Below are 25,635 nucleotides of genomic sequence, written 5' to 3'. Positions count from 1 at the left end.
CGACCACGCTCCAAGCCTAAGTACTCGTGCATGACCGATAGCGAACCAGTACCGTGAGGGAAAGGTGAAAAGCACCCCAACAAGGGGAGTGAAAGAGAACCTGAAACCGGATGCCTACAAACAGTCGAAGCCCGCAAGGGTGACGGCGTACCTTTTGTATAATGGGTCAACGACTTAGTGTATCTAGCAAGCTTAAGCCGATAGGTGTAGGCGCAGCGAAAGCGAGTCTTAATAGGGCGAATTAGTTAGCTGCATTAGACCCGAAACCGAGTGATCTAGCCATGAGCAGGTTGAAGGTTGGGTAACACCAACTGGAGGACCGAACCCGCATCTGTTGCAATAGATTGGGATGACTTGTGGCTAGGGGTGAAAGGCCAATCAAACTCGGAGATAGCTGGTTCTCCGCGAAATCTATTTAGGTAGAGCGTTGAATGAATACCTTCGGGGGTAGAGCACTGGATGGGCTATGGGGACTCACCGTCTTACTGATCCTAACCAAACTGCGAATACCGAAGAGTACTGTTCAGCAGACACACGGCGGGTGCTAACGTCCGTCGTGAAAAGGGCAACAACCCTGACCTCCAGCTAAGGTCCCCAAGTCATGGCTAAGTGGGAAAGGATGTGAGGATCCCAAAACAACCAGGATGTTGGCTTAGAAGCAGCCATCATTTAAAGAAAGCGTAACAGCTCACTGGTCTAAATAAGGGTCTTTGCGCCGAAAATGTACCGGGGCTCAAGCCATGCACCGAAGCTGAGGATGTGGATTTATCCACGTGGTAGCGGAGCGTTCCGTAGGCTGATGAAGGGAGACCCGTGAGGGCTCCTGGAGGTATCGGAAGTGCGAATGTTGACATGAGTAACGATAAAGAGGGTGAGAGACCCTCTCGCCGAAAGACCAAGGGTTCCTGCTTAAAGTTAATCTGAGCAGGGTTAGCCGGCCCCTAAGACGAGGCGGAAACGCGTAGTCGATGGGAACCACGTTAATATTCGTGGGCCAGGCGGTGGTGACGGATTGCACAAATCGTACATTCTTATTGGATTGAGTGTGCGGTGGAGCGGTTCCAGGAAATAGCCCCGTCGTGAGACCGTACCCGAAACCGACACAGGTGGTCAGGTAGAGTATACCAAGGCGCTTGAGAGAACTGCGTTGAAGGAACTCGGCAAATTGCACGCGTAACTTCGGAAGAAGCGTGACCTCTTTGTACGCAAGTATTGAGAGGTGGCACAGACCAGGGGGTAGCGACTGTTTATCAAAAACACAGGGCTCTGCGAAGTCTTTAAGACGACGTATAGGGTCTGACGCCTGCCCGGTGCTGGAAGGTTAAGAGGAGATGTGCAAGCATTGAATCGAAGCCCCAGTAAACGGCGGCCGTAACTATAACGGTCCTAAGGTAGCGAAATTCCTTGTCGGGTAAGTTCCGACCTGCACGAATGGCGTAACGACTTCCCCGCTGTCTCCAACGCAGACTCAGTGAAATTGAATTCCCCGTGAAGATGCGGGGTTCCTGCGGTCAGACGGAAAGACCCCGTGCACCTTTACTATAGCTTTACACTGGCATTTACCAAGACATGTGTAGGATAGGTGGTAGGCTTTGAAGCGCGGACGCCAGTTTGCGTGGAGCCATCCTTGAAATACCACCCTTATCTTCGTGGATGTCTAACCGCGATCCGTTATCCGGATCCGGGACAGTGTATGGTGGGTAGTTTGACTGGGGCGGTCGCCTCCTAAAGAGTAACGGAGGCGCGCGATGGTGGGCTCAGAACGGTCGGAAATCGTTCGCTGAGTGCAATGGCATAAGCCCGCCTGACTGCGAGACTGACAAGTCGAGCAGAGACGAAAGTCGGTCATAGTGATCCGGTGGTCCCGCGTGGAAGGGCCATCGCTCAACGGATAAAAGGTACGCCGGGGATAACAGGCTGATGACCCCCAAGAGTCCATATCGACGGGGTTGTTTGGCACCTCGATGTCGGCTCATCGCATCCTGGGGCTGGAGCAGGTCCCAAGGGTTTGGCTGTTCGCCAATTAAAGCGGTACGTGAGCTGGGTTCAGAACGTCGTGAGACAGTTCGGTCCCTATCTGCCGTGGGTGTAGGAATATTGACAGGATCTGTCCCTAGTACGAGAGGACCGGGATGGACGTATCTCTGGTGGACCTGTTGTGGCGCCAGCCGCATAGCAGGGTAGCTATATACGGAATGGATAACCGCTGAAGGCATCTAAGCGGGAAACCAACCTGAAAACGAGTGTTCCCTATCAGAGCCGTTGTAGACGACAACGTTGATAGGCCGGGTGTGGAAGCGCAGCAATGTGTGAAGCTTACCGGTACTAATCGCTCGATCGGCTTGATCGTTCTCATTGTTTATGTTTATCGCGAAGCCTTCGGCTTCACGATCAACTTTATGTCCTGACGCTGTCGCGGCCTTTGGCCGCTGCGCTCCGGACGGGCCGCTTCGCGACGCAGGCAAGCTGCTGAGGGTCGTCCCTCGACAGGCATTGTGACTGCTGACTGACGAAGCGCCAATACAACAACAGACCTCACGACCTTGTTCGTTCCATACTCTTGCAGAGCAAGGGAAAAGGACCGAAGCCCAAAGGCTTCGCAAGCGCGACTGCGCGTCCGAGCTTATGCGAGGCGCCCGCGCAGGGCAGGCCCTGAAAGGGCCGGTACGCCCGTGAGCGCAAACAAATCTGAGGACAAAACAACTCTTCCAGCTTCTCGAAAACATGCTGCATTTGGCTGACCTGGTGGTTATGGCGGGGTCCTTAACACCCGTTCCCATTCCGAACACGGCCGTGAAATGCCCCAGCGCTGATGGTACTTTGTCTTAAGGCACGGGAGAGTAAGTCGCTGCCAGGTCTGCCAAATGCAGCATCGTTTATGTGTTCACGCCAATGCGGCCTTCGGACACGGCGCGCCGGACTGTCGGCGACGCGCGGTCGCGCTGAACAAAGAATATCTTCTCAAAACAATCAAACGGCGACTGCCGATACCAAGCCGCCGTAAAAGGCGGCTTTTTTGTTGCCGGAATACACAAGCATAACGCGGGGTGGAGCAGCCCCCGCCGAACCGCAGGCCAAAGGCCGAGGATCGGCAAAACAAAAACAACCGGGCAGGGCAAGACATACCCGTCTCCCAAATAACCCCGGAATGCTCAAATATAACGCGGGGTGGAGCAGCCCGGTAGCTCGTCAGGCTCATAACCTGAAGGCCGCAGGTTCAAATCCTGCCCCCGCAACCAAATTCCTGCTATTAAACAGATCAAAAGCCCTCGCATCACTGCGGGGGCTTTTGTCGTTTGGTTCAGTAAAACGTCGTGAGATGCAGCAAATCCGCGATCACACCATGATGGTCGATATCCAGACCCGCTCCGTCTTCTCAAGGGCGCATCGGCGTGAAGCGATGTCAGTTCGGCCTTGCGGGCTTCGAGTGTGGTCATCTTCTCCTTCATCGACGCGTGGTACATGCCGTCTGCAATGGCCTCGACAATCTGAGCGACCTGCTTCTCGACTTTGGCCAGTTCCGCCTGCCAGGCATCGCCATTTGAACGTCGCTCGCGGTTCAAGCGGTTGGTCTCTTACGCATAGGCACGCATCGCCTTGGCCGCGATTAACGTGATCCATGCTCCATGGCAACAGGGTTCATCAGTGTTTCTCGGGGTGCCGACTTATGCGCAGTCTTGGGTTGTCCACCGAACTCGCCATCTCGGTTCTTAATATACTCATAAACATCGGGTCCTGGCGCAAAACGGCTTCCGATGAATTGTTCGCTTCGAATATCCAGCAAGACAATATGGGAATGATCTGCCAAGCGATGCTTGATCGACAACGCGACATGTACCTGGGCCCGATGGAGCTCGGGGGCTAAGCGGTGCAAACTTAACCCAGTGTTCACTAAACCGGCAGAAGGCCAGACATCGCAGGTGGTCACGCGGAGTAACCACGGCATTGAGCCTCATTGCGAACATCCAGCTTTGTCAGGATGCCCGCAATGAACGTGGAACGGTGCTCAGATGGACTGGCCGCCGGAAACCTCGATGCGCTGCGCTGTTACCCAGCGGTTTCCATCATTCAGCAGATTGGCGATCATCATGCCGACGTCGTCGGGGAGCCCGACGCGGCCCAGGGCTGTCATCTGCGCGAACTGTGCATTGACATCTGCGTTGTCGCGCACCAGTCCCCCGCCGAAATCGGTCTCGATCGCACCCGGAGCGACGGTATTGACCGCGATGCCGCGCGCGCCGAATTCGCGTGCCATATAAACCGTCAGCATTTCGACCGCCGCCTTGGCCGCGGAATACGCCGCAAAGCCCGGATAGGAGACGCGCGTGAGACCAGACGAAAAATTCACGATCCGTCCCTGGTCGGCCACGAGCGGCAGAAGCGCCTGCACGAGAAAGAAGACGCCCTTGACGTGAACCTGGAACAGCCCGTCGAATTGCGCTTCGGTGGTCTCCTCGATCGGCGCGAACTCACCATGCCCGGCATTGTTGACGAGATGGTCGAAGCTGTCGCGGCCCCAGACTTCCCTCAAGCGGTCGCGCAAGGTTGCGGCGAAGGTCGGGAAACTTGCCATATCCGCCATATCGAGTTTCAGCGTCACCGCGCGGCGGCCCATCCCACGGATTTCGGCGGCAACCTCTTCCGCCTGCGTCTCGTCCGAACGATAGGTGAGGATGACATCCCCGCCTGCCCGGGCAATGGCGAGAGCGGTATTGCGACCCAGGCCGCGGTTGGCCCCGGTGACGAGATTGATCTTGCTCATGGGTATGTCCTTTCAGGTTTTGTGATATCCGGGATATAGAGATGGCCGGCAGGTCCGTGTTGCCCGATGCGCGCCACTTTTTGCCTATTCCCGCTCTTCGCTTTCCATTTCTCCCGGAATAGTGCATTTTCTCTGCATGACTGTTGCTCGAACCAATCACGATTTTGCTGCGCTGCTTGCGCATTGCCGCCGCTTCGCTGACGCGCATGCTGCGCCGGACGGTTCCGCGCCAACATGTGTGCGCGGCCTCTCAGTGGTGCGGGCCCTTGATCCAGGCGCGCTGCAGGTTGCGGTCCAGAGACCCGTGATCGCCATGCTGTTGCAGGGCCGCAAGCGCGTGACCACGCCGGGCGCGAGCTTTGAATATGTCGCGGGAGAAGCGATGGTGGTCTCGGCGGATATTCCAACGGTCAGCCAGATTACCCGCGCGAGTGCCGCGGCGCCCTATTATGCCCTTGTGATGGAGTTCGACCCGGCCATCCTGCGCGAGCTGATCCATGTGGTTGCGGACCGGCCGAGGGAGGCGCGGACTGTGAGGGTGGAGCCGATCGCTGCCGAAGTGACCGACGCCGCCTTGCGTCTCGTTCGGCTGCTTGATCAACCCGAAGCCCTGGCGGTGCTGGGCGAAGGCCTTTTGCGGGAACTGCACTACTGGCTCCTCACCGGGGTTCATGGACCGGCGATCAGCGCTCTGGGCGTGGTCGACAGCCACGCGGAAAGGATCGGGCGCGCGATCGAAATCCTCCGCCGCGAATTCAGGCGCAGGATACAGGTGGACGAACTGGCCAAATCCGCCGGAATGAGCGAGGCGGCGTTTCACAGGCATTTCCGCTCCATCACGACCCTGTCGCCGCTGCAATTCCAGAAGCAGCTGCGACTGATCGAAGCCAGAAGGCTGATGCTGAGCGAGGGCGCGGAGATTATGCAGGCGGCCCACGCGGTCGGATATGCCAGCGTCCCGCAGTTCACCCGGGAATATGGCCGCATGTTCGACATTTCACCCGGCAGAGACATCCGCTATCAAGGCACAGGTCTCGGTAGCCATGGCGATGAAATGGCCGGTTAAAATACGTGGCCGTCTTGTGCCTTCAGGGCCGTCGCGTGTTGGATAGCGTGAACCAGTTCAAACGATCTCGCCCAGATGTTCGCGCATCCATTTGGCATCTTCGCTCGCGCTGCGGCGGAAGTGACGTCTGAAGTCGCGGCTGAACTGGGCGGCGCTCGCATAGCCGACCCTGGCCGCGATCACGGCAATCGTTCCTTCCCGGCGCGCGATCATCAGCCGCGCCTCGTGCAGCCGCATGGCCTTGACATACTGGATCGGCGTGCTGCCCATGAGAGCCCTGAAATGCGTGTGGTATGAGGGAACGCTCATGCCCGCCTCCGCAGCGAGTTCGGCAACCGATATGCGATCGCCGACATTCTCGCGGATCCGGGCGAGGCTCTGCACGATCCTGCCGGTAGGCCCGCGTTGTTTCAGAGCCGTCACCAGCGCCGCGCCCTGCGGCCCGACGAGTATCCGATAGTGCAATTCCCGCAGCAGTCCCGCACCGAGGATGGCAAGTTCGTCCGGGTTGGCGAGTGCACGCAGGGTCCGCAGCAGCACATCGGAGATCGCCGGCTCCATCCGGCTCGAGACGAGGCTTTTTGCGGGCGCGGTCGGCGCGGCTTGCCGTCGTGCGTCCAGCTCCGTGGCGATCTCTGTCGCGAGATGAAGATCGAAATCGACATAGAGCGCCAACAACGGTTGCTCCCGGCTGGCCTGCGAGGCCATCCGGAACGGCACAGGCACCGAAACGGCGAGGTAGTGATCCGCATCGTAACGATAGATCGCGCCGTCGAGGAAACCCTGTTTGGAGCCCTGCAGCACGAACACCGCGCCAGGCCGGTAGAGCACCGGCACATCCTCCAGGTTTGTCTCCGATCGCAGAATGCGCAGGGAAGGCAGCGCGGTGGAATTGTAGCCGGGCTGCGGTGCGAGTTGTCCGGCCAGAGCGGTCAGCGCAGCAAGGTCGGCGTGCGGTGTCATAGGATCAAGCAACGAATTCATAAAAATTGCTCTATTGGAGGAAATACGGTCAGACTATCTGTCAATTCTTGCTCATAATCAACACAGGGCTGAACCATGTCGAACAAGACTTTCTTCATCACCGGCGCCAATTCCGGCTTCGGTTTCGCCATCGCCGAGGCGGCGGTTAACGCAGGCCACAAGGTCATTGGCACCGTCCGGTCGGAAACCGCGAGGGCCTCGCTGCTGGACCGTTTGCCGCAGGTCAATGCGGTCCTGTGCGACGTCACGGAATTCGACCGCATCCCCGGCATCGTCGCACAGGCCGAAGACGACCATGGGGCTGTCGACGTCCTCATCAACAATGCGGGTTACGGCCACGAGGGTGTGCTCGAGGAATCCCCGCTTGAGGAGATGCGCCGACAGTTCGACGTGAATGTCTTCGGGGCCGTCGCCGTTGCCAAGGCCTTCCTGCCGCGCTTTCGCGAAAGGCGCAGCGGCTTCATCGTGAATGTGACGTCGATGGGCGGCCTGATCACCATGCCGGGCATCGCCTATTATTGCGGCAGCAAGTTTGCGTTGCAGGGCATTTCCGAGGTGATGCGCACCGAGATGGCCCCCTTTGGCGTGCATGTGACGGCGCTTTGCCCGGGGTCGTTTCGTACCGACTGGGCCGGGCGCTCCATGATCCGGACCGAACGTTCGATCCCGGATTACGACGCCCTGTTCGATCCGGTTCGCGCTGCGAGACAGGAGAAGAGCGGCAAACAGCTCGGCGATCCCGCGAAGCTGGCGGCAGCCGTTCTTGACCTCGTCGCATCCGACAATCCGCCGCCGCAACTGCTGCTGGGCAGCGATGCGCTCAAACTGGTGAGAGAGCGGATTGAGCGCATGAAGCAGGAGCTTTCCGAATGGGGGGAACTGACCTGTTCGACGGACGGATGAAGGCTGGCGCGTTTGCGATGGAGGATGCGGTGAAGGGGCATTGCTGCCTCTCGTGAAGGACGTCGCATCCCTCGTGCTCACGGCTTCGATCTGCGCCAACAACGGTATGGCGGATCTCAGCCTCTACAATGCTTCAAAAGCGGTCGTGAGGTCGTTCGCGCAACCCTGGGCCGACGATCTTCGTGACCGGAAAACCCGCGTTAATGCGCTGAGCCCGGGTATCACATTCACCTCGTTGTTAGAAAACGGTTTCCGGGTGAGCAATGCCGAGATCGAAGCGCTGAAGGAAAATATCGGCGGGAAAGCCCCGCTCGGGCGTATGGTGGAGCCGAATGAGATTGCAACTGCGGCGCTGTTTCTGGCCTCGGCCGATGCGAAATATGTCAACGGCATAGAAATGACCTTTGATGGGAGCGTGTCGCAGATATGAATATTGTGGCGGCCGGGCGAAACCAGTCCAGAGAGATAGATGATGGCTTTCTGGGAAGACACGCCCAATGGTTGCCCCGGTCGATCGCGGTCGCCGCTCGGGAAATGCCGGAATATGCTGAGACTGCGGGACGCCGCCGCAGATACAGGGAGGCAAGCGACGGCCAGCAGCCGGGCGATCCGCTCAAGGCCATCGCGGTCATGATGCAGGCGCTTGATGCCGAGAGGACCCCTCTGCACCTGCCGCTGGGACCAAACGCGTTTCGTGCCGCCGACGCGAAGCTCGCCAATTTCTGTGACGATATCGAAACATGGCGCTCGGTCGCCATCGCGACAGATTTCGACCCGGAATAGCCGGGCAAAGGTCGTGCTCTTTCTATCCGGCCGGTTCCTCGAAAAGTCTGGTCATCTTCCCAGTGTCGTAATAGCCCCAAAGTTCCTTGACGAAATTGTCCTTAATGCGCATCAGCCAGCAATAATCCATGCTGAAATCGGCGCCGTTCTTGCCCACGCCGCCTAGAGCGCTTCAGGCTTAAATGGAAGCGTTCTGCGGCAAGGAATTTGCGCCAGGACCAAGGGCTTTGGCGCAGGGCATAGCCGTAGTTATGTCCAAGCCGAAGACCGCCGGTAATGGCGCAAATTCATGCCGCCCTTCGGGTTTGCCGAAACCGGCCATCCACTTTGTCGAAGCCCTTCGCCATAGCTATGGCTATGCCGCGCGGGCTTCTTCGCGTGGAATGACCGGTTTGGGCAAACAGAACGGATTCCATTTAAGCCTGAAGCGCTCTAAGGTGCGGAACTGGACGCAGGCCATGTCACCGTCGATCAGAATGCGATGCACTTCCATCGTCGGCGATGTTGCTATGCGGGCCTGCAGCGGCTCCAGCGCGTTCCTGCGGTAGTTTTCCTTGCCGTGATAGCTGCCGGCGATCGGTGACTTTCCCATGGCATGGAAGGTGACATCCTCGGCAAGCGCGTCGAGAAGTTCCTGACCATAGCCTTTCTCGGAAAGCACGGCGAATAGCGCCTGTACGAAGGCGCGGTTTCTTTCCTCGGTCTCCGTCATTTGGCTTCTCCCAGCGGATCGGTTGCATCAAAGGGCAGGTCGTACATCTCGCACAGGCTTTGGCGCAGCAGCGCAAGGTGCGGATCGCTACCGTCGACCGGCAGAAGCGTGCGCCGCGCGATAACCCAACGGTCATTGCGGCGTTCAAGCTCCCATCGGTTCACGACGGCGCGGTGGATGCGATAGCCGGTCGACACGCCATGATTGGGCAGGTCGCGCGGTTCGCCCTCATGATCGAGATGGGTGATCATCAGATAGGAGGTCGCAGTCGCGGTATCGCCTTCGATGTTTACGAGCGGAAGGCCGACAAAATGGGCCAGACCGCTGCGGATCGCGGCATGATGTTCCGGCCGCTGAATGAACGCCGCGATCGCTTCTGCGCCCTGTGCTCCGTCCAGTGACGGACCACGGTCGAATACGCCGTCATCGCGGTAGGCCGATATGGTGTAGTCCGCGCTCCCGGTATCCGCACTGGGCGGATGCGAGGCCAGCAGATCATAGATCGCGAGTTTGTCTTCGATAATGCGCAATCTGGCTTCCAGGTCCTGGTGGGTGGTTCCCATTCTCTTTCCTTTCACGAGCGCTTTGCCTCTATAGGCGCTGTCCGAATTCCGGCGTCCAGCTCTCATCTGTATCTGGACGCCGGGGCCGCTGCTGTAAAATACCGATATGGTTGACATGATGCCGATACGGCATCACATGAAATCCTTTGTCGGCGGGACCGAGATGGAACTCAAGAAACTGCGCTTTTTTGTCAAAGTCGCTGAGGCTGGCGGTTTTCGCCGCGCCGCCGAGGCGCTGAACATTGCGCAACCCGCGCTGACGCGCCAGATTCAGGCCCTGGAGGCCGAAATCGGCGTACCGCTTCTGGTGCGCACGGCCGCAGGCGCAAGCCCGACGCCTCAAGGCGAGATCGTCCTGCGCGAGGCGCGTGAAATCCTGGCGCGGGCGGATGCGCTGGCCAGCCTCGTTTCCCGCCAGACCGGAAAGCCGGCGGGAGAGGTTCGGGTGGGCTTGCCATCAGCCCTGGCAGAGATGCTCCTGAGCGACCTCGTGCGGCGTGTCAAATCCAGATACCCCGAAATTCGTATCATCTGCCGCGAGGGCGTCCAGGGGCAGCCGGAAAACGGCGAACACCCTCCGCTCGACCTTGCGATCGTGAGCGTGGCTTCGAAAAGTGCACGCCAACGTTACAAGCTCATTCCGCTCATGGACGAGCAGGATTATCTCGTGACGTGCAGAGATCTTGTTCCAAAGGAACCATCGATCACGATCGACGAGATGCTTGCCATGCCTCTGGTGCTCACGCCTTTGCCGAATGCCCGGCGAAGGCATCTCGCCCGGATCGCGCAAAAACGCGGAACCTCGCTCAATATCGTGGCAGAGGCGGCCTCTATGCAGGCGCAACTCAATCTGGTTCGGCAAGGACTGGGGTCGGCGGTACTACCGTTAAGCGCTGCACAAGCCATGCTGCGCGACAAGCGCGTCGCGGCTGTGGCAGTCGATGGCCTGCTCTCTCACAGGGTGCTGTTGATGAATCCGCAGTCGGCCAATCCTCTCGCGACCGAAATCGTCGCGGACGAGATCAAGTCAATTTTCGCGCCGGAGAACTTTGAGCAGTTTGTTGCCGAGGTGCAATAGATCATTCGCCGCGAGATGTCGGGCGGAGTCAAACGGGGCGGATCCGCCAGTCCCTACCACGGCGTGCTCAGGAAAGGCCGGCACGTGGAAATCAAATTCGCATTTTCGGCTTGACTGTCATCCTACTAGAAGGTAGATGACTCACATGAGTAATTTAACCAGCACTTCCGATGAGATTCTCGTTTGCGCCCGCTCCCTCATTATCGAGGGCGGCTACAATGGCTTCAGCTATGCCGACATTTCCAAGGTGGTCGGCATTCGCAAGGCGAGCATACACCACCATTTCCCCAGCAAGGTCGACCTTGTCCGAACGCTCGTCGCGCGTTATCGCGAGGATGCCGAGAGCGCTCTCGCGGAGCTTGGACGCAGTAGTCTTGGACCTGCCGATCAGCTCCGCGCCTATACCGATTATTGGGCCGCCTGCATTGGCGATGGTTCAAGATCCTTTTGCGTATGCGCTCTTCTTGCCAGTGAAATGCCGGCGCTTCCCTCCGAGGTCATTCTGGAGGTCAGGGCCTATTTTCGCATGTTCTCGGCGTGGGTCACCTCGCTCATGGAGCAAGGCGAGGAGAAGGGAGTTCTCTCGCTCACCGCCTCTGCTCAAACCGAGGCGGAGGCCTTTATCGCAACCGTGCATGGCGCCATGCTGTCGGCGCGGGCCTATGACGATCCGGCCGTCTACACAACCATAACCCGCCCTCTCATCGACCGTCTTACCGCCGTTCGGCATTGAGCGACGGGAGACGTGGGTAAAATTTTGTCAATGTAGCCTATCATCTAGTAGGTAGCTAAGGAGAACGCAATGTCATACCAATCCATCGACAATCAGCCGGCCGTGTCGCCCACGGCATGGCTCAAGAGTTATTACTTCCTTCGCTTCGGCGTCTCAACGGCCTGGGTCGCAGGCGCGCTGCTCATCGGCCGAAACGCGCCGGCGATCGCCGCCGTGCTGCTGGTGGTCTACCCGGCCTGGGACGCGGCGGCGAACTATCTGGATGCGCAGCGCAGCGGCGGTATTGCCCGGAACAGGGGCCAGATGCTGAACCTCGTCGTCAGCATCGTGACGACGGTTGCGGTGGCGGTGGCGCTCGGTCAGGGCATGGCCGCCGTGCTCGTCGTGTTTGGTGTCTGGGCGGTTCTTTCAGGCGTGCTTCAGCTTGCGACGGCGGTCCGGCGCTGGAAGTCCTATGGCGCGCAATGGGCAATGATCCTGAGCGGCGCGCAATCCGCGCTGGCCGGCGGCTTCATGATCAAGATCGCGGGCGGTCCCAATCCGCTCGGCATCGCCGATATCGCGCCCTATGCCGCATTCGGCGCCTTCTATTTTCTCGTCTCCGCGATCTGGCTGACGGTTGGCGACGCCCGTCGCGGCCGGACAGCCGAGCCTGTCTGACATGGATGATCGGTCGAAACTGGCACCAAAACGAAACGCGCAGCTCACTGCAACGAGGAATGAACGCATGTCACTGGACGTCAAATATCGAACATCGGCCATCACGACCGGCGGCCGCGAAGGCCGCAGCCATACCGACGACGGCAGGCTTGAGGTCAAGCTGACGACCCCGAAGGAACTCGGCGGTCCGGGAGGCGAGGGGACCAATCCCGAACAACTGTTCGCCGCCGGTTATTCGGCCTGCTTCCTGAGCGCGATGAAGGCCGTCAGCAGCCAACTCGGATTAAAAGTGCCCGACGATGCTTCGATCGCCGCGTCTGTTGGCATCGGCATGCGATCCGAAGGCGGCTTCGGTCTTGAGGCGGCGCTTGCGATCACGCTCCCCGGCCTGGCCGAGGCCGATGCCCGCCGGCTGGTGGACCTTGCCCATCAGGTTTGCCCGTATTCCAACGCGACGCGCAACAATATCGACGTGCGTCTGGCGATTGCCTGACCACTGCAGTCTCTCCGGACGGTTTGCGGCAGAGCGTTCGGAACCGTGTAAATTCTGCCGTTTTGACTACCAACTAGTAGATAAGGAAATATCATGTTTCGCACTATTCTCCCTGCACTCGCCATCGCGACCGCCATCGCCCTTCCTGCGGCTCCGGTCTTCGCCGAAACCCAGCCGCAGCACATTCGCGGCACCGTTGAAAGCTTCGGCGGGTCGACCCTTACGGTGCATACCCGTGAAGGCGATACGGCTACCATCGGCCTTGGCGATAAAACCATAATCGCCGGCGTCGCCGCCGCCAAAATCGCAGACATCATGGAAGGCGATTTCGTCGGCATCGCCTCGCTGCCGAACGAAGACGGCGTCGCCGGTGCGCTCGAAGTGGTGATCTTCCCGCCCGCGATGAAGGGCTCCGGCGAAGGAAGCTACGGCTGGGACCTCAAGCCCAAGAGCACCATGACCAATGCCACCGTCGCCAACGCGGTAAAGGACGTCGACGGCAGCACTGTAACCGTGAACTACGGCGGCAAGGAAAAGAAGATCGTGATCCCGGACGGCACGCCCGTGGTGACCATCACTGAGGCCGATAGGTCCGATCTCGTCGAGGGCGCCACTGTCTTCGTCGCCGCCATCAAGGACGGCATGACGTTTGGCGCTCTGCAGGTTGTCGTCGGCAAGGATGGCGTCGTCCCGCCGATGTGATTTGCACGGGCAGGACCCGCCCCGGGAGACAGTGTGGGTCCTGCACTGGTTCGGCACCCTTCTCATAGACCGGAAACTGGCACCATGTTCGACCTGACACGACCGGCAGGACACCGTCCGAGGACTATCCTCATCCGCCGCCATTCCCTTGTGACCCGGCTGACCCATTGGCTCAACGCCTTTTGCATCTGCATCCTGTTGATGAGCGGGCTTCAGATATTCAACGCGCATTCGGAGCTCTACTGGGGCCAAAGCGGGCAATATGGCGACCCCGCGGCTTTCGCGATCGACGCTGTCGGGCAGGGCGCCGACATGAAGGGCCAGGTCAGCGTCGCTGGATTGCGTATCCCGACGACAGGCGTGCTCGGGGTATCCGATGTCGATGGGCAGCCGACCGGCCGCGCCTTTCCCACCTGGGCAACGATGCCGTCCGCTCAGGACATCGCGGGCGGGCGTCACTGGCACTTCTTCTTCGCCTGGCTCTTCGTCATCAACGGCACAATCTATGTGGTCACCAGCGCCCTTCGCCGCCATTTCAGCCGGGACCTCGCGCCCACGCGCGCCGAACTCAGCCCGCGCCACCTGTGGCACGAGATCGTCGATCATGCGCGTCTGCGGTTTGCGAAGGGAGAGGAAGCCCGGCACTACAATGCACTACAGAAGCTCACCTATCTTTCCGTGATCTTCATCTTGCTGCCGCTCATGGTGCTGACCGGCCTGACGATGTCGCCGGGCATCGACGCGGCCTTTCCGTGGCTTCCCGACATCTTCGGCGGTCGCCAGTCGGCCCGAACCATTCATTTCATCACCGCGTCCCTCATCGTTCTGTTCGTTGTCGTCCATCTCGTGATGGTGGTTCTTTCGGGGACCTGGAACAACATCCGTTCGATGATCACCGGGCGCTATGGCATAGAGCAGAAGGAGCCGGGCGAATGACACGTCCCACAAAGTTTTTGACCCGCCGCAAACTGTTGATCGGCGGCGGTGTTGCAGCCGGAACCGCCGCTGTCGGTGGCTGGGAAATGCTCGCGCGACAGTGCGATGGCGGGCCGGTCATTCGATCCGCCGAGTGGCTCAACTACAGGGTCCAGCGGGCCCTGATCGGAAACCGGCTCGCGCGGGAATATGGTGAGGAGGACATCACCAGGCTTTTCTACGTCAATGGCACATCCAGGCCGGACACGGCGGAATGGGTGCATCTGTTTCAGGGCGATTTTTCTGATTGGCGGCTGAAGGTCGACGGGTTGGTGGAGCGTCCGCAAGCGTTCAGCCTCGAGCAATTGAGGGCGATGCCTTCGCGAACCCAGATCACCCGGCACGACTGCGTCGAGGGGTGGAGCGCGATCGCCAAATGGACGGGCGTGCCTCTCGCCCGCGTGCTGGAGATGGTTGGGCCAAAAAGCAACGCGCGCTACGCGGTGTTCTATTGCGCCGACCAGTTGGAACAGACCTTCGATGGCAGCGGGAGCTATTATGAAAGCATCGATATGACCGACGCCTTTCATCCGCAGACCATCCTCGCCTACGGCATGAACGATCAGGCGCTGCCGGTCGGGCACGGCGCGCCGCTGCGCCTGCGGGTCGAACGGCAACTGGGCTACAAGCAGGCGAAATACGTCATGCGGATCCAGCTCGTCGACAGCTTTGCCGATGTCTGGGGCGGGAAGGGAGGATACTGGGAGGACCGCGGCTATGCCTGGTATGCCGGCATATAGACCCGCAGCCGGCACTGCCGTCCGGGTAGCGGCAATTTTAGCCTCTTGACGAAGTAAAACGATCGTTTTACACACGGCATATGAACATCAAAGACCACATCATTGCGCGGGTTGAACCCGTTTTCGACGCGAACGGCTTCGCAGGCACCGGGATGGACCGGCTCACGCATGCCGCCCAGGTTTCCACACGGACGCTCTACAAGCATCTCGATGGAAAGACCGGGTTGATCTGCGCGGTGCTGGACGCACGCCGCCGCCGCTTCTTCGAGCAGTTCGAAGATCACGGCGTCGACAGCCTCTTCGCGACGCTGGAGACGTGGGTGGCGGCTGAGGGCGCACGCGGATGCCTGTTCCTGCGTGCTCAGGGCGAGATGGGCACCGATGAACCCTCTGTCGCCGATCAGGTGGCGATCTATCGCCGGGACCTGCGGGATCTGGTGGAGCGCGCCGTCGCGCACGATCTCGGCCGGGATGGCGATGCCGACCTCGTCGACGAGGTCCTCCTTCTCTTCGAAGGCGCGACGTCGGTGGCAAGCTATCACGGCCCGGCGGCCTTTGCCGCCGCGCGTCGTGCTGCAGCGCGACTGATGCCGCCCAAGACATGACACACCTAACCGAAGGGGCTGCCCGCATGAACCTCCTGACCGTCTTTGCCCATCCACTTCCGAACAGCTACCCGGCCGCCGTCCTTGAGAGCTTCGTCGCTCCTTTTCGTGCCGCCTCGCACTCGGTCGAAATCCTCGACCTGCATGCCGAGAACTTTGACCCACGCTTCACCGAAGCCGATCACGCGCATTTCTGGGGCGGCCCGGTGCCGTCGGAGATTGCGGCGATGCATCGGCGGGTCGAACGGGCAGACCGGCTTGCCTTCGTCTTCCCGGTCTACTGGTGGGGTATGCCGGCCCTGATGAAGGGATGGATCGAACGGGTTTTCACGGGTGGATGGGCCTATCAGTACGGTAAGGGAGTCGAAGACCGGGGCAAGGCGCCGCTGAATGCGCTTCTCGGTAACGTTCCGACGGTGCTTATCGGCATTGGCGGGTCGAGCCGGGCAACCTACGACAAGTATGGATACGCCGAGGCAATGCGCACGCAGATCGACGTGGGCACGTTCGCCTATTGCGGCATCAAGGACGTTCAAAGTCATCTTATCTTCGATGTGGAAGGCGACCACAATGCGCCCAAGCGTGCGGAAGGACTGGAGCTTGCGGCCGATATTGCCCGTTCCTTCATGGCGCCGGATCGTGTGGCGCGGGATGCGAAGGCGGAGCATTTCAAGGCTCGGTGACCTGTCACCAGCGCGCCGAAGATTAACGCTCGTGATGTGGACGGATATCGGCGCGCCATGACGGCGGTCGTCACAGGTCGCTTCGTCTACGCGTCCGCCCCATCCCGGCCGTTCAGGTTACGCTGGCGATTTTCCAAGGGCTGCCATCGGGAGAAGCACCCTGCCAACGGTAACGACCGTCTGCTTTTGGCGGGAACATTCTCAGAGTTGACGCTCATAGCAACGCATGTCCCGTTCAGGCGATGGCACCTTCAAATTCCTCTGCTGCAGTGTTGGACAATACGGCGGCGTCGCGCGCATAGCGTGCCGGCGACATTCCCACCTCACGCGTGAACGCAACGCTGAAAGCGCTGGCGGAGGCGCGGCTGACGCAGGCCGAAATGGATCAGCGTCAGGCGGACAGAGCGCTGGAGCGGGCGAACCAGTTGCGACCGGGCGGTGCAATCTCCGTGCAGCGCATTGAAGAAGCGGATACGGCAGCGCAAGTCGCGAAAGGTCGCGTTCTTGAAGCGCGACAGGTTCTGGCCGGGGCGCGGGCGGGCAAACGCGCACAGGAAATCAAGCTCGCTCATACGCGGATCGAGGCGCCGATGGCGGGTATCGTCAGCCGTCGTCCCGCGCGGCTCGGCGCGCTCAGCGATGGGGCCCCGCTGTTCCAGCTTGTCGGCAAGGGGGAGCTCGAACTGGTCGGCACCGTCGCTCAATCCGCAATGGCGCAGATTGAAGCTGGGCAGGCGGTCCTGGTCACTCTGACGGATGGCCGTAAGTTCAACGGTCGAGTGCGCCAGGTTGCACCGGCGATCGACACCAGCTCCCAGCTCGGCACGGTCCGTATCGCGCTTCCCGATGCTGCCGGTATTCCCGTCGGCGCGGCGGCCGTCGGCGCGATCGAAACCAGACAGAATTCGGGCCTCACCATACCGCAGACGAGCCTTCTATTCGAAAACGGCGGCGTTTTCGTCTTCACCGTGGCTGACGGTGAGGCCAGACGACGTCCCATCGTGCTTGGTCCCGTCGCCGGCGGGCGTGCACGTGTTCTGTCCGGTCTCGGCGCGGGCGAAGCGGTCGTGGCTCTGGCGGGGGCCTTTTTGAGGGATGGCGACCCTGTCACGGCCGTCCTCGGGCCCGAAGACGCGGGAGATCCGTCGTGAATTTCAATATTTCCGCCTGGGCCATCGACCGTCCCATTCCTTCGATCGTCCTGTTCGTCGCGCTCACCGTATTGGGGCTTTCCGCGTTTGGCGCGTTGCCGGTCGCCCGCGCTCCAAGCATCGATATGCCGACAATCACCGTGAGCATCGTTCAGCCCGGCGCGGCGCCCGAAGAGCTGGAATCGGACGTTACCCGCCTTGTCGAGAACGCCGTGGCCAGCCTGACAGGCATCAAGCATGTCCGCTCGACGATGACCGACGGCAATAGCGTGACCACAGCCGAATTCCGCCTTGGCGTTTCAAGCGATGCGGTGCTGGCCGACGTGAAGAACGCGATCGATACGATCCGCTCCGATCTTCCCGGTGACATTGATCCGCCCACGGTTGCCAAGGTGGATGTCGAAGGGCAGGCCATTCTCACATACACCGTCGCGGCGCCTGATCTTTCGCCGCAAGCACTTTCCTGGTTTGTCGACGACAGCGTGGCGCATCGCCTGCAAGGTCTTACCGGCGTGGGGGAAGTGCGGCGACTGGGCGGGGCAGACCGCGAAATCCTGGTGGCATTGCAGCCCGAGCGGTTGCTGGCTCTGGGCGTTTCTGCCGCCGATGTCACCGCGCATCTCGCGGCGATGAGCACAAACCTTTCCGGCGGACGCTGGGCGGCGGGGAGCGGCGAACAGCCGATCCGCACGCTCGGCCGCAGCCGCAGCGCCGAAGATCTGGCTGATACCTACCTCAATCTCTCGGACGGGCGCATGGTTCGCCTCGGCGATTTGGCACGTGTGATCGACACGTCGGCCGAACCGCGCAGTTTCGCAAGGCTCGACGGGGAGCGAACGGTCGTTGCATTTTCTGTCTTTCGCGCGCGTGGCTCCGACGAGGTGGCTGTGGCCGCGCGCGTCGAAGATGCGCTTGCCGCCCTGCAGACACGGCATCCCGAGGTCGCCTTCACCCGTATCGATGCACCCGTTACGGTGACCGGGGAGACGTTTCATGCTGCCATGAGCACGCTCGTCGAAGGGGCGGTTCTGGCAGTGATCGTCGTCTTTCTGTTCCTGCGCGATCTGCGCGCCACCATTGTCGCAGCCGCCGCACTGCCGCTCTCCATCATCCCGACATTCTTTGTGCTCGATGTGGCCGGCTTCTCGCTGAACACCATTACCCTTCTCGGTATCACGCTGGTTACCGGCATCCTCGTGGACGATGCCATCGTCGAGATCGAAAATATCGTGCGTCATATGCGCATGGGAAGGTCGGCCATTGCTGCCTCCAAGGAAGCGGCTGCCGAGATCGGCCTTGCCGTCGCCGCTATTTCACTCACTGTCGCGGCGGTCTTCGTGCCGGTCAGTTTCATGGGCGGCATCGGCGGACAGTATTTCAAGCAGTTCGGTCTGACCGTGGCGATCGCTGTCCTGTTCTCGCTTGCCGTTGCCCGGTTGATCACGCCGATGATGGCAGCGCGCATGTTACGCGCGCACGGCAGCGAGCAGAGAGCCGACGGACGCGCGATGCGCGCTTATGCGCGCTTGCTCGGCTGGGCCACGCGTCACCGGCTTGTCGTGACATTGGCAAGCCTTCTCGTTTTCGTCCTGTCTTTGTTCGCAGCAGCACTGTTGCCGGACGATCTTATCCCTGTGGAGGATACCGGCCGTGCCGTCTTCGCGCTTGAAGCGCCTCCTGGCGTCACGCTCGATACGATGGTGGACAGGACGGATGCGGCCGTGCGGACCGCACGGTCCGTTCCCGAGGTCCGGCAGGTCTTCGTCCATGGTGGCGTTGCGCCCTCCGGTGAGGCGGACGTGCGCCACGCGACGCTGATCGTGCACCTCGCACCGAAGAGCGACAGGGATCGCGATCAAAAAGCGGTCCAGGCCGACATCCGTGATCGCCTGGCCGCCGTCCCCGACATCCGGGCCTGGCCACTCAACGAGAATGGTGGCCGGGAGGTCGCGGTCTCTGTCGCTTCGAGCGCCCCGGAAGCGCTGGATGCCGCCGTCTCTTCCCTGGAAAGCGCCATGCGTCAGCTGCCCGGCCTTGCCAATGTGGCAGCAAGTGCCGGGCTGGAACGCACCGAAATTCACATCACCCCGCGCGTGCTCGATGCTGCGCGTCTGGGGGTCGCCACCGAGGCGATCAGCGAGGGCATTCGCGTCGCGGCAATCGGTGATGTGGAGACCAATCTGCCAAAGCTGAAAACGCCCGGGCGCCTGATACCTGTTCGCGTACAACTTGATCGCCGAAGCGATCTGGCGCTGATCCGCGCCTTGCCCGTGGCGCGCATAGACGGGCAAGCGATCCCGCTCGAGGCGGTCGCAGACATCAGCCTTCGCAGCGGTTCGTCCTCCATCGAACGTTATGATCGTCAGCGCCGGGTGGTTCTGGGGGCCGACCTTGCGAGCGGTTCGACGCTGGGCACCGCGCTCGACGCCATTCTCGCCATGCCGGAAGCAAAGTCGTTGCCGTCAGTGGTGAGCGTTACCCCTTCGGGTGACGGCGAGGTGATGGATGAGGTGCTGAGCGATTTCCTGTCCGCCCTCGGAACGGGCGTCCTCTTGATGTTCGCGATCCTTGTGCTGTTGTTCTCAGGCGTGCGCCTGCCTCTCGTCATCATGCTGTCGTTGCCGCTCTCGCTCACGGGGGCAATCCTGGCGCTCATCGCGACCCAGACCCCGGTCAATCTGCCCGTCTTGATCGGAATTCTGATGCTCATGGGGATCGTTGCCAAGAACGGCATCATGCTGGTCGATTTCGCCCAGCATGGTCGCCACCGGGGCATGGCGCCGGTCGAGGCCATCATCCATGCGTGCCGCACACGTGCAAAGCCGATCATCATGACCACACTCGCCATGACCGCCGGGATGGTTCCAAGCGCATTGGGGATCGGGGGCGGCGGCGCGTTTCGGGCGCCGATGGCGATTGCCGTGATCGGAGGGCTGACGCTCTCCACCCTGCTGTCGCTGGTGACGATCCCGGCGCTTTACCTCCTGACGGAGGATATCGCCCGTCTCGGCGGACGGCTCCTGCGATGGCGGGCGCATGATACGCCGGAATTGGCTCAAGAGAACGCCCAGCTTTGACAAGGAAGTCTCAAATGAATGTCCCCAGCTTTACAATTCACGACGCCACCAACTTCCCGCTCGTGGAAATCAAAACCGACAGGCTCATGCGGGGCTATGCAACGCAGTGGATGCTCGAAATGGAGATGCTGCTCTGCAACGAAAAAGCTTTCGTACTTCTACTCTATGACGCCGAAAGACACGATGAGTCCCATGAGGATCGCAAGCAAACCGTTCTCTGGTTCAAAAGGAACAGGCAGGCTTTTGGGCGTGTTTGCCGCGGCATCGTCGGTATAGAGCCGAACAAGACGAAGCGCACATTGAAACGTGCACACGGCAACCACCTGCACGGTGGCACCGAGGGCTTTGATCGCAAACTCTGGAATACCGAGGACCAGACCGTCAACCGCATCACTTTTTCCTCGGTGTCCGAGGATGGTGAGATGGGCTTTCCGGGACGGGCGAGGTTACGCACGACCTATGAACTGACCGACGACAACCGCCTGTTGATCGCCATGGAAGCGAAAAGCGACAAGCTAACGCTCATAAACATGGTGAACCACGCCTATTTCAACCTCAGCGGACAGGGCAATGGCGAAATTCTCGACCATGTGGTGCGTGCGGTTCGGCGCGAGCTTTTACACGCCTGTCGACGAGGACCTGCTGGCGACCGGCGAGATCCTCGGCGTCAAGGACACTGCGTTTGACTTTACCACGCCGAAGGCCATCGGTCAGGACATCGAGCAGCTTGCCGGTGTTGGTGGCGAGATCTTTGCCGAAGGCAGCGGGTATGACCACAACCTTTGCCTTGATGGAACCGACGCGCTGCGGTTCTGCATTGACACCTATTACCCCGGCTCTGGCCGTCGCATGGTGATGCATACATCTGAGCTCGGCGTGCAATTCTACACCGGCGGCTATCAATCCTGATCGGCATTGTCACAGGCGTTCAGGGAACACGTTGGCTGGAGGCCGTATTCGAAGGGCAGACGGAGCAATGCTGGCTTCGAGACCAAGCTTGAAAGATGGGCCATACGGAACAGAGAGGCTACCGTGGGAGATCACGGGCAACCTTGTGGGCCTCGAGGTCGCCCATCGGTCGTAGCTGCGAAGTCTATCGGGCGGGTCCGGTCGATAGCCGGGGCACGACCTCGACACCCATGCCCACACGCTTGGCCGAGGGTTTGTTGGCGGAATTCTGCTCAAGCAGCAATTTCAGTCCCGTTCGTCCAAGTTCCTGCCTGTCGATGCGCACGGTGCTGAGCGGCGGGGACGAGTGCGCTCCGATCGATAAGCCGTCAAAGCCCATCACAGATACGTCTTCTGGTACCGAAAGGCCATGCGCCTGTATGGCCTGAACCACGCCGAGGGCGACAATATCCGCCACGCAGAAGAACGCCGTGGGTAGTTCACGGTTCTCGTCTATCATCCTGCTGATGATCTCGCGGGCATTGATGCCGATCATGTGCGGATCGCCGAGGTCAAGCACATGCCGGTCGGCAGAAAATTCGATACCCGCCTCCTCAAGAGCCTCGCGAAAACCATCTAGGCGCCTGCGCAATGATTGCCGGTGCGGATGGGTTACGTGGACAATCTGGCGGTGACCAAGTTGCAGAAGATGCTGTGTTGCTGCAACGCCGCCGAAGTGATAATCGGGAGACACACTGGAAATGCGCATGCTGCGGTCCATGCCGTTGACAATCACCGTCGGTATCTGTGCGTCGTATATCGCATCCAGCAGACCGCTGTTGTCTATGCCGACCAAAATTACAGACGCGGGCCGGTTTTGCCAGAGCTGGGCGGGATCACCCTTTGCCGCGCTTTCGGCGGAGATTACCCTTACATCCGCACTCAACCCCTCTTCGCGCGCCTCGGCCAGTATGCCGTCGATAACTTCGCTGTGAAACGGATTGTCGGTGACATAGCGATCCAGAGTGACGACCGTCACCGACTCGAATTCGAGGGATGATGAAGCACGCCTGCTGCGCGCGCGATAGCCGATTGTGTTGGCGGTCTGCATCACGCGGTCGCGACTGGCCTGGCTTACGCCCTCGCGGCGGTTGAGAACTTTCGAGGCGACGGCGACCGATACGCCTGCGGCGTCGGCCACATCCTTCAGTGTGGGGCCTTTTTCATCTTTCGAGCTCATCTTATTGCTTTCTGCTGGTCCCCATCCGGATGAAAAGGCCTGTTGGTTTCGATACGCACTATCGACCACAACCTCAACCGTAAATCGGCAGGCTTCAAGAGCGGTACCCTATACCGCTGACAGACGCAAACCGGAGGTTTTCGCAAAGGCGGTAGCATTGGCATCGCCCTACGGTCCGAAGGGCATGCCCGGCACGACCGGCAGGCCTACCAGAAGAAACGCGAATGCCCCTGCGCACGCATCAGCGCCTCCATGAAGTAATAGTCGCCATAGGGCAACATGGTATCCGCCTTTCCAACATTGACATGAGCAGCGCCGCCGGAAAGCAACCCTTGCGCCGTCGGATGGTTGGTCAGGTCGCATTGCTCCAACAAACCGTCAAGCAAATGGTCGCCAAGCGCACGCCAGCGCTCGGCTGACTCCGGTTCTGTGACCAGGGCGAGTATCTGCAGGCCCGCGGCCATGACGGCCCCGGCCGAGCTGTCGATGAATGTGGGCTGGTCATCCGCAGCGCTGAAATCCCACGGAGGCACGCTCGCCCCGGCCAACAATTCCTCCGTACGACCGGCGATATGCTCGGCCGTTTCCAGGTGGGCGCGGTTTCCGGTTGCAACATAGCATTGCGCAAAGCCGTGGAGGAGCCATGCCTGCCCGCGCGACCAGCATGAGTCGTCGGCGCGGCCCTGATGGGTTTCCCCGCGGATGGGCTCGCCCGTCGACGGATCGAAAATGAAAGTATGGAAACTCGAACCGTCGGAGCGCACAAGGTGCTGGCGTGTTGTTTCGGCGTGATTTTCGGCCACAGTTCGGAAGTCCTCAATCGCCGTTTCACGATGAGCCCAATAGAGAAGCGCGAGGTTTTGCATGGTATCGGCGATCATCCGACCATTCACGAAAACGGCGCGGTCGCGGTCGCCGGTCTCGCGCGCGCTCCATGCCTGAATATACCCACCTTCCGCACGGTAGCGGCCGACAAGGGCATTGGCGGCCTCAAGGGCCATCTGCCGCGCCTGCCAGTCAGCGGTCATCAGCCAATCTGCAACGGAATGCAGGGAAAACTGGAAACCCAAATCGTGATCCCGCATGGCGCGATGCTCAAGGACATAGCGGAAGTCCGGCCGCCGTGCCCTTGCCGCTTCGCGGAATCTGACGTCGCCGGTCATCTGATAGGCAAGCCAAAGCTGTCCCGAATGAAAGCCCTGCACCCAGTCACCCGGCTCGCAATAGGCCCATGTCAAGTCGGGCAGCCCGATCTTCGGGTTGCGTAATCCGATCTGGTTCATGGTGGAGCCCAGTCGCTGCACACAACGATCAAGCGCGGCCTGGTACCTTTCGACATTTCTGGATTGCGGGCGGCGGGAATAGTATTGGCTGGCTTGCGTGTTCATGACTTCACCGAATTTAATGAATTTTCGAAACTTTCTATAAAATAAATATTTTCTGTAAATAGAAAATTTCTGATTGATTGATTGAGTTTTCGGAGTTACGTACTTTCCAAGCGAGGCTTGGGAGGAAAAGAACCAAGTGGCGTTGGAACGCTTGAGGTTTTCGAGCGGCCAGAAGAGCAATACGTTGGCCTTCAAATGGCAGGCGGGACTGTTTTTCCTCGCAAATTAGGTGCTCATACAAGGAGGCAAGACTGATGCGCCCAGAAAAAAATTCTAATTTTCGAAAAATCGTGATCTCGCTCGGCTGCGCAGTCGCGATGTTTGCCACGGGGGCCCAGGCGGCGACCTACAAGATGGCCACAAACACGTCTGAAAATGACGGAAGCGGCGTATTGCTCAATGAGTTTGTCCGCGATGTTGCCGAAAAGACGGATGGACGCGTCAGGATCAAAATTTTCTTCAACGGTGTTCTCGGTGATCAGATGGCCTATCTGCAACAGATCCCGAAGGGTGTCATTGACATGGCTCTGGTCAACAGCGGCGCGCTGGAAAATGTGATTCCCGAGTTCGGCGTTGTCAATCTGCCATACGTCTTCCGTACGGCTGACGAATATCGAGATGTCATGTCGGATCCGGCCGTCAAGCAGATGTTGTTCGAAGGCGCAGCTTCCCACCATTTTGCGCCCCTCGGCTACATCAGCAACGGGTTCCGTGGCCTGTTCGTGAATCAGGAAGTCGACGGCATTGATGACCTTGCGGGTCTCAAGATTCGGACGATGACGAGCGAGACCTATATCGAAATGCTCGAGCGTTTCGGCGCGGTTCCCACACCCATGTCCTATACCGACGTATTCCCTGCGCTGCAGCAGGGCGTCATTGATGGGGCCGAAGGCGGGCTCGGTGGCCTGTAGACCCAGAAATTCGGTGAGGTGGCGCCCTGGGCGTTGCGCACGGACCAGACGCGCCTGACTGATTTCGTCATCATGAGCGAGAAGTTCCAAGAGCGTGTCGGGCCTGAGGATCTGCAGATCGTGGTCGACGAATTCGCCAAACTCAGTGAGAAATCTGTCGACTTCATTGAAGAGCGAATCCGCAGCAACGAACAGAAGGCGGTTGACGAACTCGGCGTTACATTTGTCGAGGTCGATACCGGCCCCTTCATCGAAGCCGTCCGGCCGATGCTCCGCGAAGCGGCTGAGGATGAACAGAAGGGGCCTCTGCTTGAGGCGATCTTCGAAATCGAAAATCGTCAGTTCTAATACTGTTGAGTCTGGGCGCGCGCCAGCGCGTGCGCCCTTTTCTTTCCCGGATGTTCCAACCTTTTGCAGTTCCTTTCAAGCGCATCCGGACGACATTGGGCGGAGCCTATCATGCAACAATCGGTCAAGACCGTCAGCCAGCCGGAGCCTGGAGCTTTCGCGCGCCTATATGCCTTGTTGATCAAGACAG

24 protein-coding genes, 1 tRNA gene, 2 rRNA genes and 1 pseudogene (1 of these 28 cut by a window edge) are annotated in these 25,635 nt (G+C 60.0%); 21 read left to right on the top strand and 7 right to left on the bottom strand.

What is annotated here, in order from left to right:
- From ACHZCU_RS03945 to ACHZCU_RS03935, 3 genes are all read left to right on the top strand, one after another.
- Positions 1–2,350: ribosomal RNA gene (locus tag ACHZCU_RS03945) — 23S ribosomal RNA — on the top strand (it extends 598 nt beyond the left edge of the window).
- A gap of 391 nt (positions 2,351–2,741) precedes the next feature.
- Positions 2,742–2,857, top strand: a 5S ribosomal RNA gene (gene rrf, locus ACHZCU_RS03940).
- Positions 2,858–3,162: 305 nt separating this feature from the next.
- Positions 3,163–3,239, top strand: a tRNA-Met gene (locus ACHZCU_RS03935).
- Between the two features lie 767 nt (positions 3,240–4,006).
- Here ACHZCU_RS03935 and ACHZCU_RS03930 read toward each other — a convergent pair.
- Entirely contained in the window at positions 4,007–4,762 is a 756-nt protein-coding gene (locus ACHZCU_RS03930) for an SDR family oxidoreductase (protein WP_319517745.1), read from the bottom strand.
- Between the two features lie 136 nt (positions 4,763–4,898).
- Here ACHZCU_RS03930 and ACHZCU_RS03925 point away from each other — a divergent pair, with 136 nt between their 5' ends.
- Entirely contained in the window at positions 4,899–5,828 is a 930-nt protein-coding gene (locus ACHZCU_RS03925; protein ID WP_319517744.1) for an AraC family transcriptional regulator, read from the top strand.
- Positions 5,829–5,885: 57 nt separating this feature from the next.
- Here the strand turns inward: ACHZCU_RS03925 and ACHZCU_RS03920 are convergent, their stop codons facing one another.
- Positions 5,886–6,812: an AraC family transcriptional regulator gene (locus tag ACHZCU_RS03920; protein WP_319517743.1), complete on the bottom strand. Its 927-nt coding sequence runs from the start codon at positions 6,810–6,812 to the stop codon at positions 5,886–5,888.
- Between the two features lie 75 nt (positions 6,813–6,887).
- Here ACHZCU_RS03920 and ACHZCU_RS03915 point away from each other — a divergent pair, with 75 nt between their 5' ends.
- From ACHZCU_RS03915 to ACHZCU_RS03905, 3 genes are all read left to right on the top strand, one after another.
- Positions 6,888–7,715 carry an oxidoreductase gene (locus ACHZCU_RS03915; RefSeq protein WP_319517742.1) on the top strand — a complete coding sequence of 276 codons (828 nt, stop codon included), beginning with the start codon at positions 6,888–6,890 and terminating at the stop codon, positions 7,713–7,715.
- A gap of 40 nt (positions 7,716–7,755) precedes the next feature.
- A complete protein-coding gene (locus tag ACHZCU_RS03910) occupies positions 7,756–8,145 on the top strand; it encodes an SDR family oxidoreductase (protein ID WP_319517741.1) in 390 nt (129 codons plus the stop codon).
- Between the two features lie 104 nt (positions 8,146–8,249).
- The gene (locus tag ACHZCU_RS03905) at positions 8,250–8,498 is read left to right on the top strand and encodes a hypothetical protein (RefSeq protein WP_319517740.1); all 249 of its coding nucleotides are present in this window, start codon (positions 8,250–8,252) and stop codon (positions 8,496–8,498) included.
- Between the two features lie 22 nt (positions 8,499–8,520).
- On the opposite strand, the gene ACHZCU_RS03900 is transcribed toward ACHZCU_RS03905, so the two are convergent.
- From ACHZCU_RS03900 to ACHZCU_RS03890, 3 genes are all read right to left on the bottom strand, one after another.
- Positions 8,521–8,655: a hypothetical protein gene (locus ACHZCU_RS03900; RefSeq protein WP_319517739.1), complete on the bottom strand. Its 135-nt coding sequence runs from the start codon at positions 8,653–8,655 to the stop codon at positions 8,521–8,523.
- A gap of 198 nt (positions 8,656–8,853) precedes the next feature.
- Complete coding sequence (locus ACHZCU_RS03895) at positions 8,854–9,210, bottom strand: nuclear transport factor 2 family protein (RefSeq protein ID WP_319517738.1); 357 nt, start codon at positions 9,208–9,210, stop codon at positions 8,854–8,856.
- A complete protein-coding gene (locus ACHZCU_RS03890) occupies positions 9,207–9,773 on the bottom strand; it encodes a nuclear transport factor 2 family protein (protein ID WP_319517737.1) in 567 nt (188 codons plus the stop codon). Before ACHZCU_RS03890 ends, ACHZCU_RS03895 begins: the two co-directional genes overlap by 4 nt.
- Before the next feature lie 106 nt (positions 9,774–9,879).
- Here ACHZCU_RS03890 and ACHZCU_RS03885 point away from each other — a divergent pair, with 106 nt between their 5' ends.
- From ACHZCU_RS03885 to ACHZCU_RS03825, 13 genes are all read left to right on the top strand, one after another.
- Positions 9,880–10,851: a LysR family transcriptional regulator gene (locus ACHZCU_RS03885; RefSeq protein ID WP_319517736.1), complete on the top strand. Its 972-nt coding sequence runs from the start codon at positions 9,880–9,882 to the stop codon at positions 10,849–10,851.
- 145 nt (positions 10,852–10,996) lie between these two features.
- On the top strand, positions 10,997–11,584 hold the full coding sequence (locus tag ACHZCU_RS03880; protein WP_319517735.1) for a TetR/AcrR family transcriptional regulator: 588 nt from the start codon (positions 10,997–10,999) through the stop codon (positions 11,582–11,584).
- Between the two features lie 69 nt (positions 11,585–11,653).
- The gene (locus tag ACHZCU_RS03875) at positions 11,654–12,244 is read left to right on the top strand and encodes a DUF308 domain-containing protein (RefSeq protein WP_319517734.1); all 591 of its coding nucleotides are present in this window, start codon (positions 11,654–11,656) and stop codon (positions 12,242–12,244) included.
- A gap of 67 nt (positions 12,245–12,311) precedes the next feature.
- Positions 12,312–12,737, top strand: a complete 426-nt coding sequence (locus ACHZCU_RS03870; RefSeq protein ID WP_319517733.1) for an organic hydroperoxide resistance protein — start codon at positions 12,312–12,314, stop codon at positions 12,735–12,737.
- Between the two features lie 93 nt (positions 12,738–12,830).
- On the top strand, positions 12,831–13,439 hold the full coding sequence (locus tag ACHZCU_RS03865) for a hypothetical protein (protein WP_319517732.1): 609 nt from the start codon (positions 12,831–12,833) through the stop codon (positions 13,437–13,439).
- An 84-nt stretch (positions 13,440–13,523) separates the two neighbouring features.
- Complete coding sequence (locus ACHZCU_RS03860) at positions 13,524–14,375, top strand: cytochrome b/b6 domain-containing protein (RefSeq protein WP_319517731.1); 852 nt, start codon at positions 13,524–13,526, stop codon at positions 14,373–14,375.
- The gene (locus tag ACHZCU_RS03855) at positions 14,372–15,154 is read left to right on the top strand and encodes a molybdopterin-binding protein (protein WP_319517730.1); all 783 of its coding nucleotides are present in this window, start codon (positions 14,372–14,374) and stop codon (positions 15,152–15,154) included. The genes ACHZCU_RS03860 and ACHZCU_RS03855 overlap by 4 nt, the downstream gene beginning before the upstream one ends.
- An 80-nt stretch (positions 15,155–15,234) precedes the next feature.
- Complete coding sequence (locus ACHZCU_RS03850; RefSeq protein WP_319517729.1) at positions 15,235–15,759, top strand: TetR family transcriptional regulator; 525 nt, start codon at positions 15,235–15,237, stop codon at positions 15,757–15,759.
- A gap of 26 nt (positions 15,760–15,785) precedes the next feature.
- Positions 15,786–16,442 carry an NAD(P)H-dependent oxidoreductase gene (locus ACHZCU_RS03845; protein ID WP_319517728.1) on the top strand — a complete coding sequence of 219 codons (657 nt, stop codon included), beginning with the start codon at positions 15,786–15,788 and terminating at the stop codon, positions 16,440–16,442.
- A 329-nt stretch (positions 16,443–16,771) separates the two neighbouring features.
- On the top strand, positions 16,772–17,593 hold the full coding sequence (locus ACHZCU_RS03840) for an efflux RND transporter periplasmic adaptor subunit (protein WP_319517727.1): 822 nt from the start codon (positions 16,772–16,774) through the stop codon (positions 17,591–17,593).
- Positions 17,590–20,670, top strand: a complete 3,081-nt coding sequence (locus ACHZCU_RS03835) for an efflux RND transporter permease subunit (RefSeq protein WP_319517726.1) — start codon at positions 17,590–17,592, stop codon at positions 20,668–20,670. Before ACHZCU_RS03840 ends, ACHZCU_RS03835 begins: the two co-directional genes overlap by 4 nt.
- A 14-nt stretch (positions 20,671–20,684) precedes the next feature.
- Positions 20,685–21,356: a hypothetical protein gene (locus ACHZCU_RS03830; RefSeq protein WP_319517725.1), complete on the top strand. Its 672-nt coding sequence runs from the start codon at positions 20,685–20,687 to the stop codon at positions 21,354–21,356.
- Positions 21,241–21,579, top strand: coding sequence for a hypothetical protein (locus tag ACHZCU_RS03825; RefSeq protein WP_319517724.1), 339 nt, complete (start codon positions 21,241–21,243; stop codon positions 21,577–21,579). The genes ACHZCU_RS03830 and ACHZCU_RS03825 overlap by 116 nt, the downstream gene beginning before the upstream one ends.
- Positions 21,580–21,763: 184 nt before the next feature.
- Here ACHZCU_RS03825 and ACHZCU_RS03820 read toward each other — a convergent pair whose 3' ends face one another.
- Both ACHZCU_RS03820 and ACHZCU_RS03815 read right to left on the bottom strand, forming a co-directional pair.
- On the bottom strand, positions 21,764–22,798 hold the full coding sequence (locus ACHZCU_RS03820; protein ID WP_319517723.1) for a LacI family DNA-binding transcriptional regulator: 1,035 nt from the start codon (positions 22,796–22,798) through the stop codon (positions 21,764–21,766).
- A 206-nt stretch (positions 22,799–23,004) separates the two neighbouring features.
- A complete protein-coding gene (locus ACHZCU_RS03815; RefSeq protein WP_319517722.1) occupies positions 23,005–24,366 on the bottom strand; it encodes a glycoside hydrolase family 88 protein in 1,362 nt (453 codons plus the stop codon).
- A 74-nt stretch (positions 24,367–24,440) separates the two neighbouring features.
- Between ACHZCU_RS03815 and dctP the strand changes: the two are divergent.
- Positions 24,441–25,445, top strand: a pseudogene (dctP, locus tag ACHZCU_RS03810) (TRAP transporter substrate-binding protein DctP).
- The last annotated feature ends 190 nt before the right edge of the window (positions 25,446–25,635 follow it).

The organism is uncultured Martelella sp., assembly GCF_963677965.2.
GTDB lineage: Bacteria > Pseudomonadota > Alphaproteobacteria > Rhizobiales > Rhizobiaceae > Martelella > Martelella mangrovi.
Note: the sequence above shows the minus strand (reverse complement) of the source record. Positions and strands in the feature narration are given on the sequence as shown.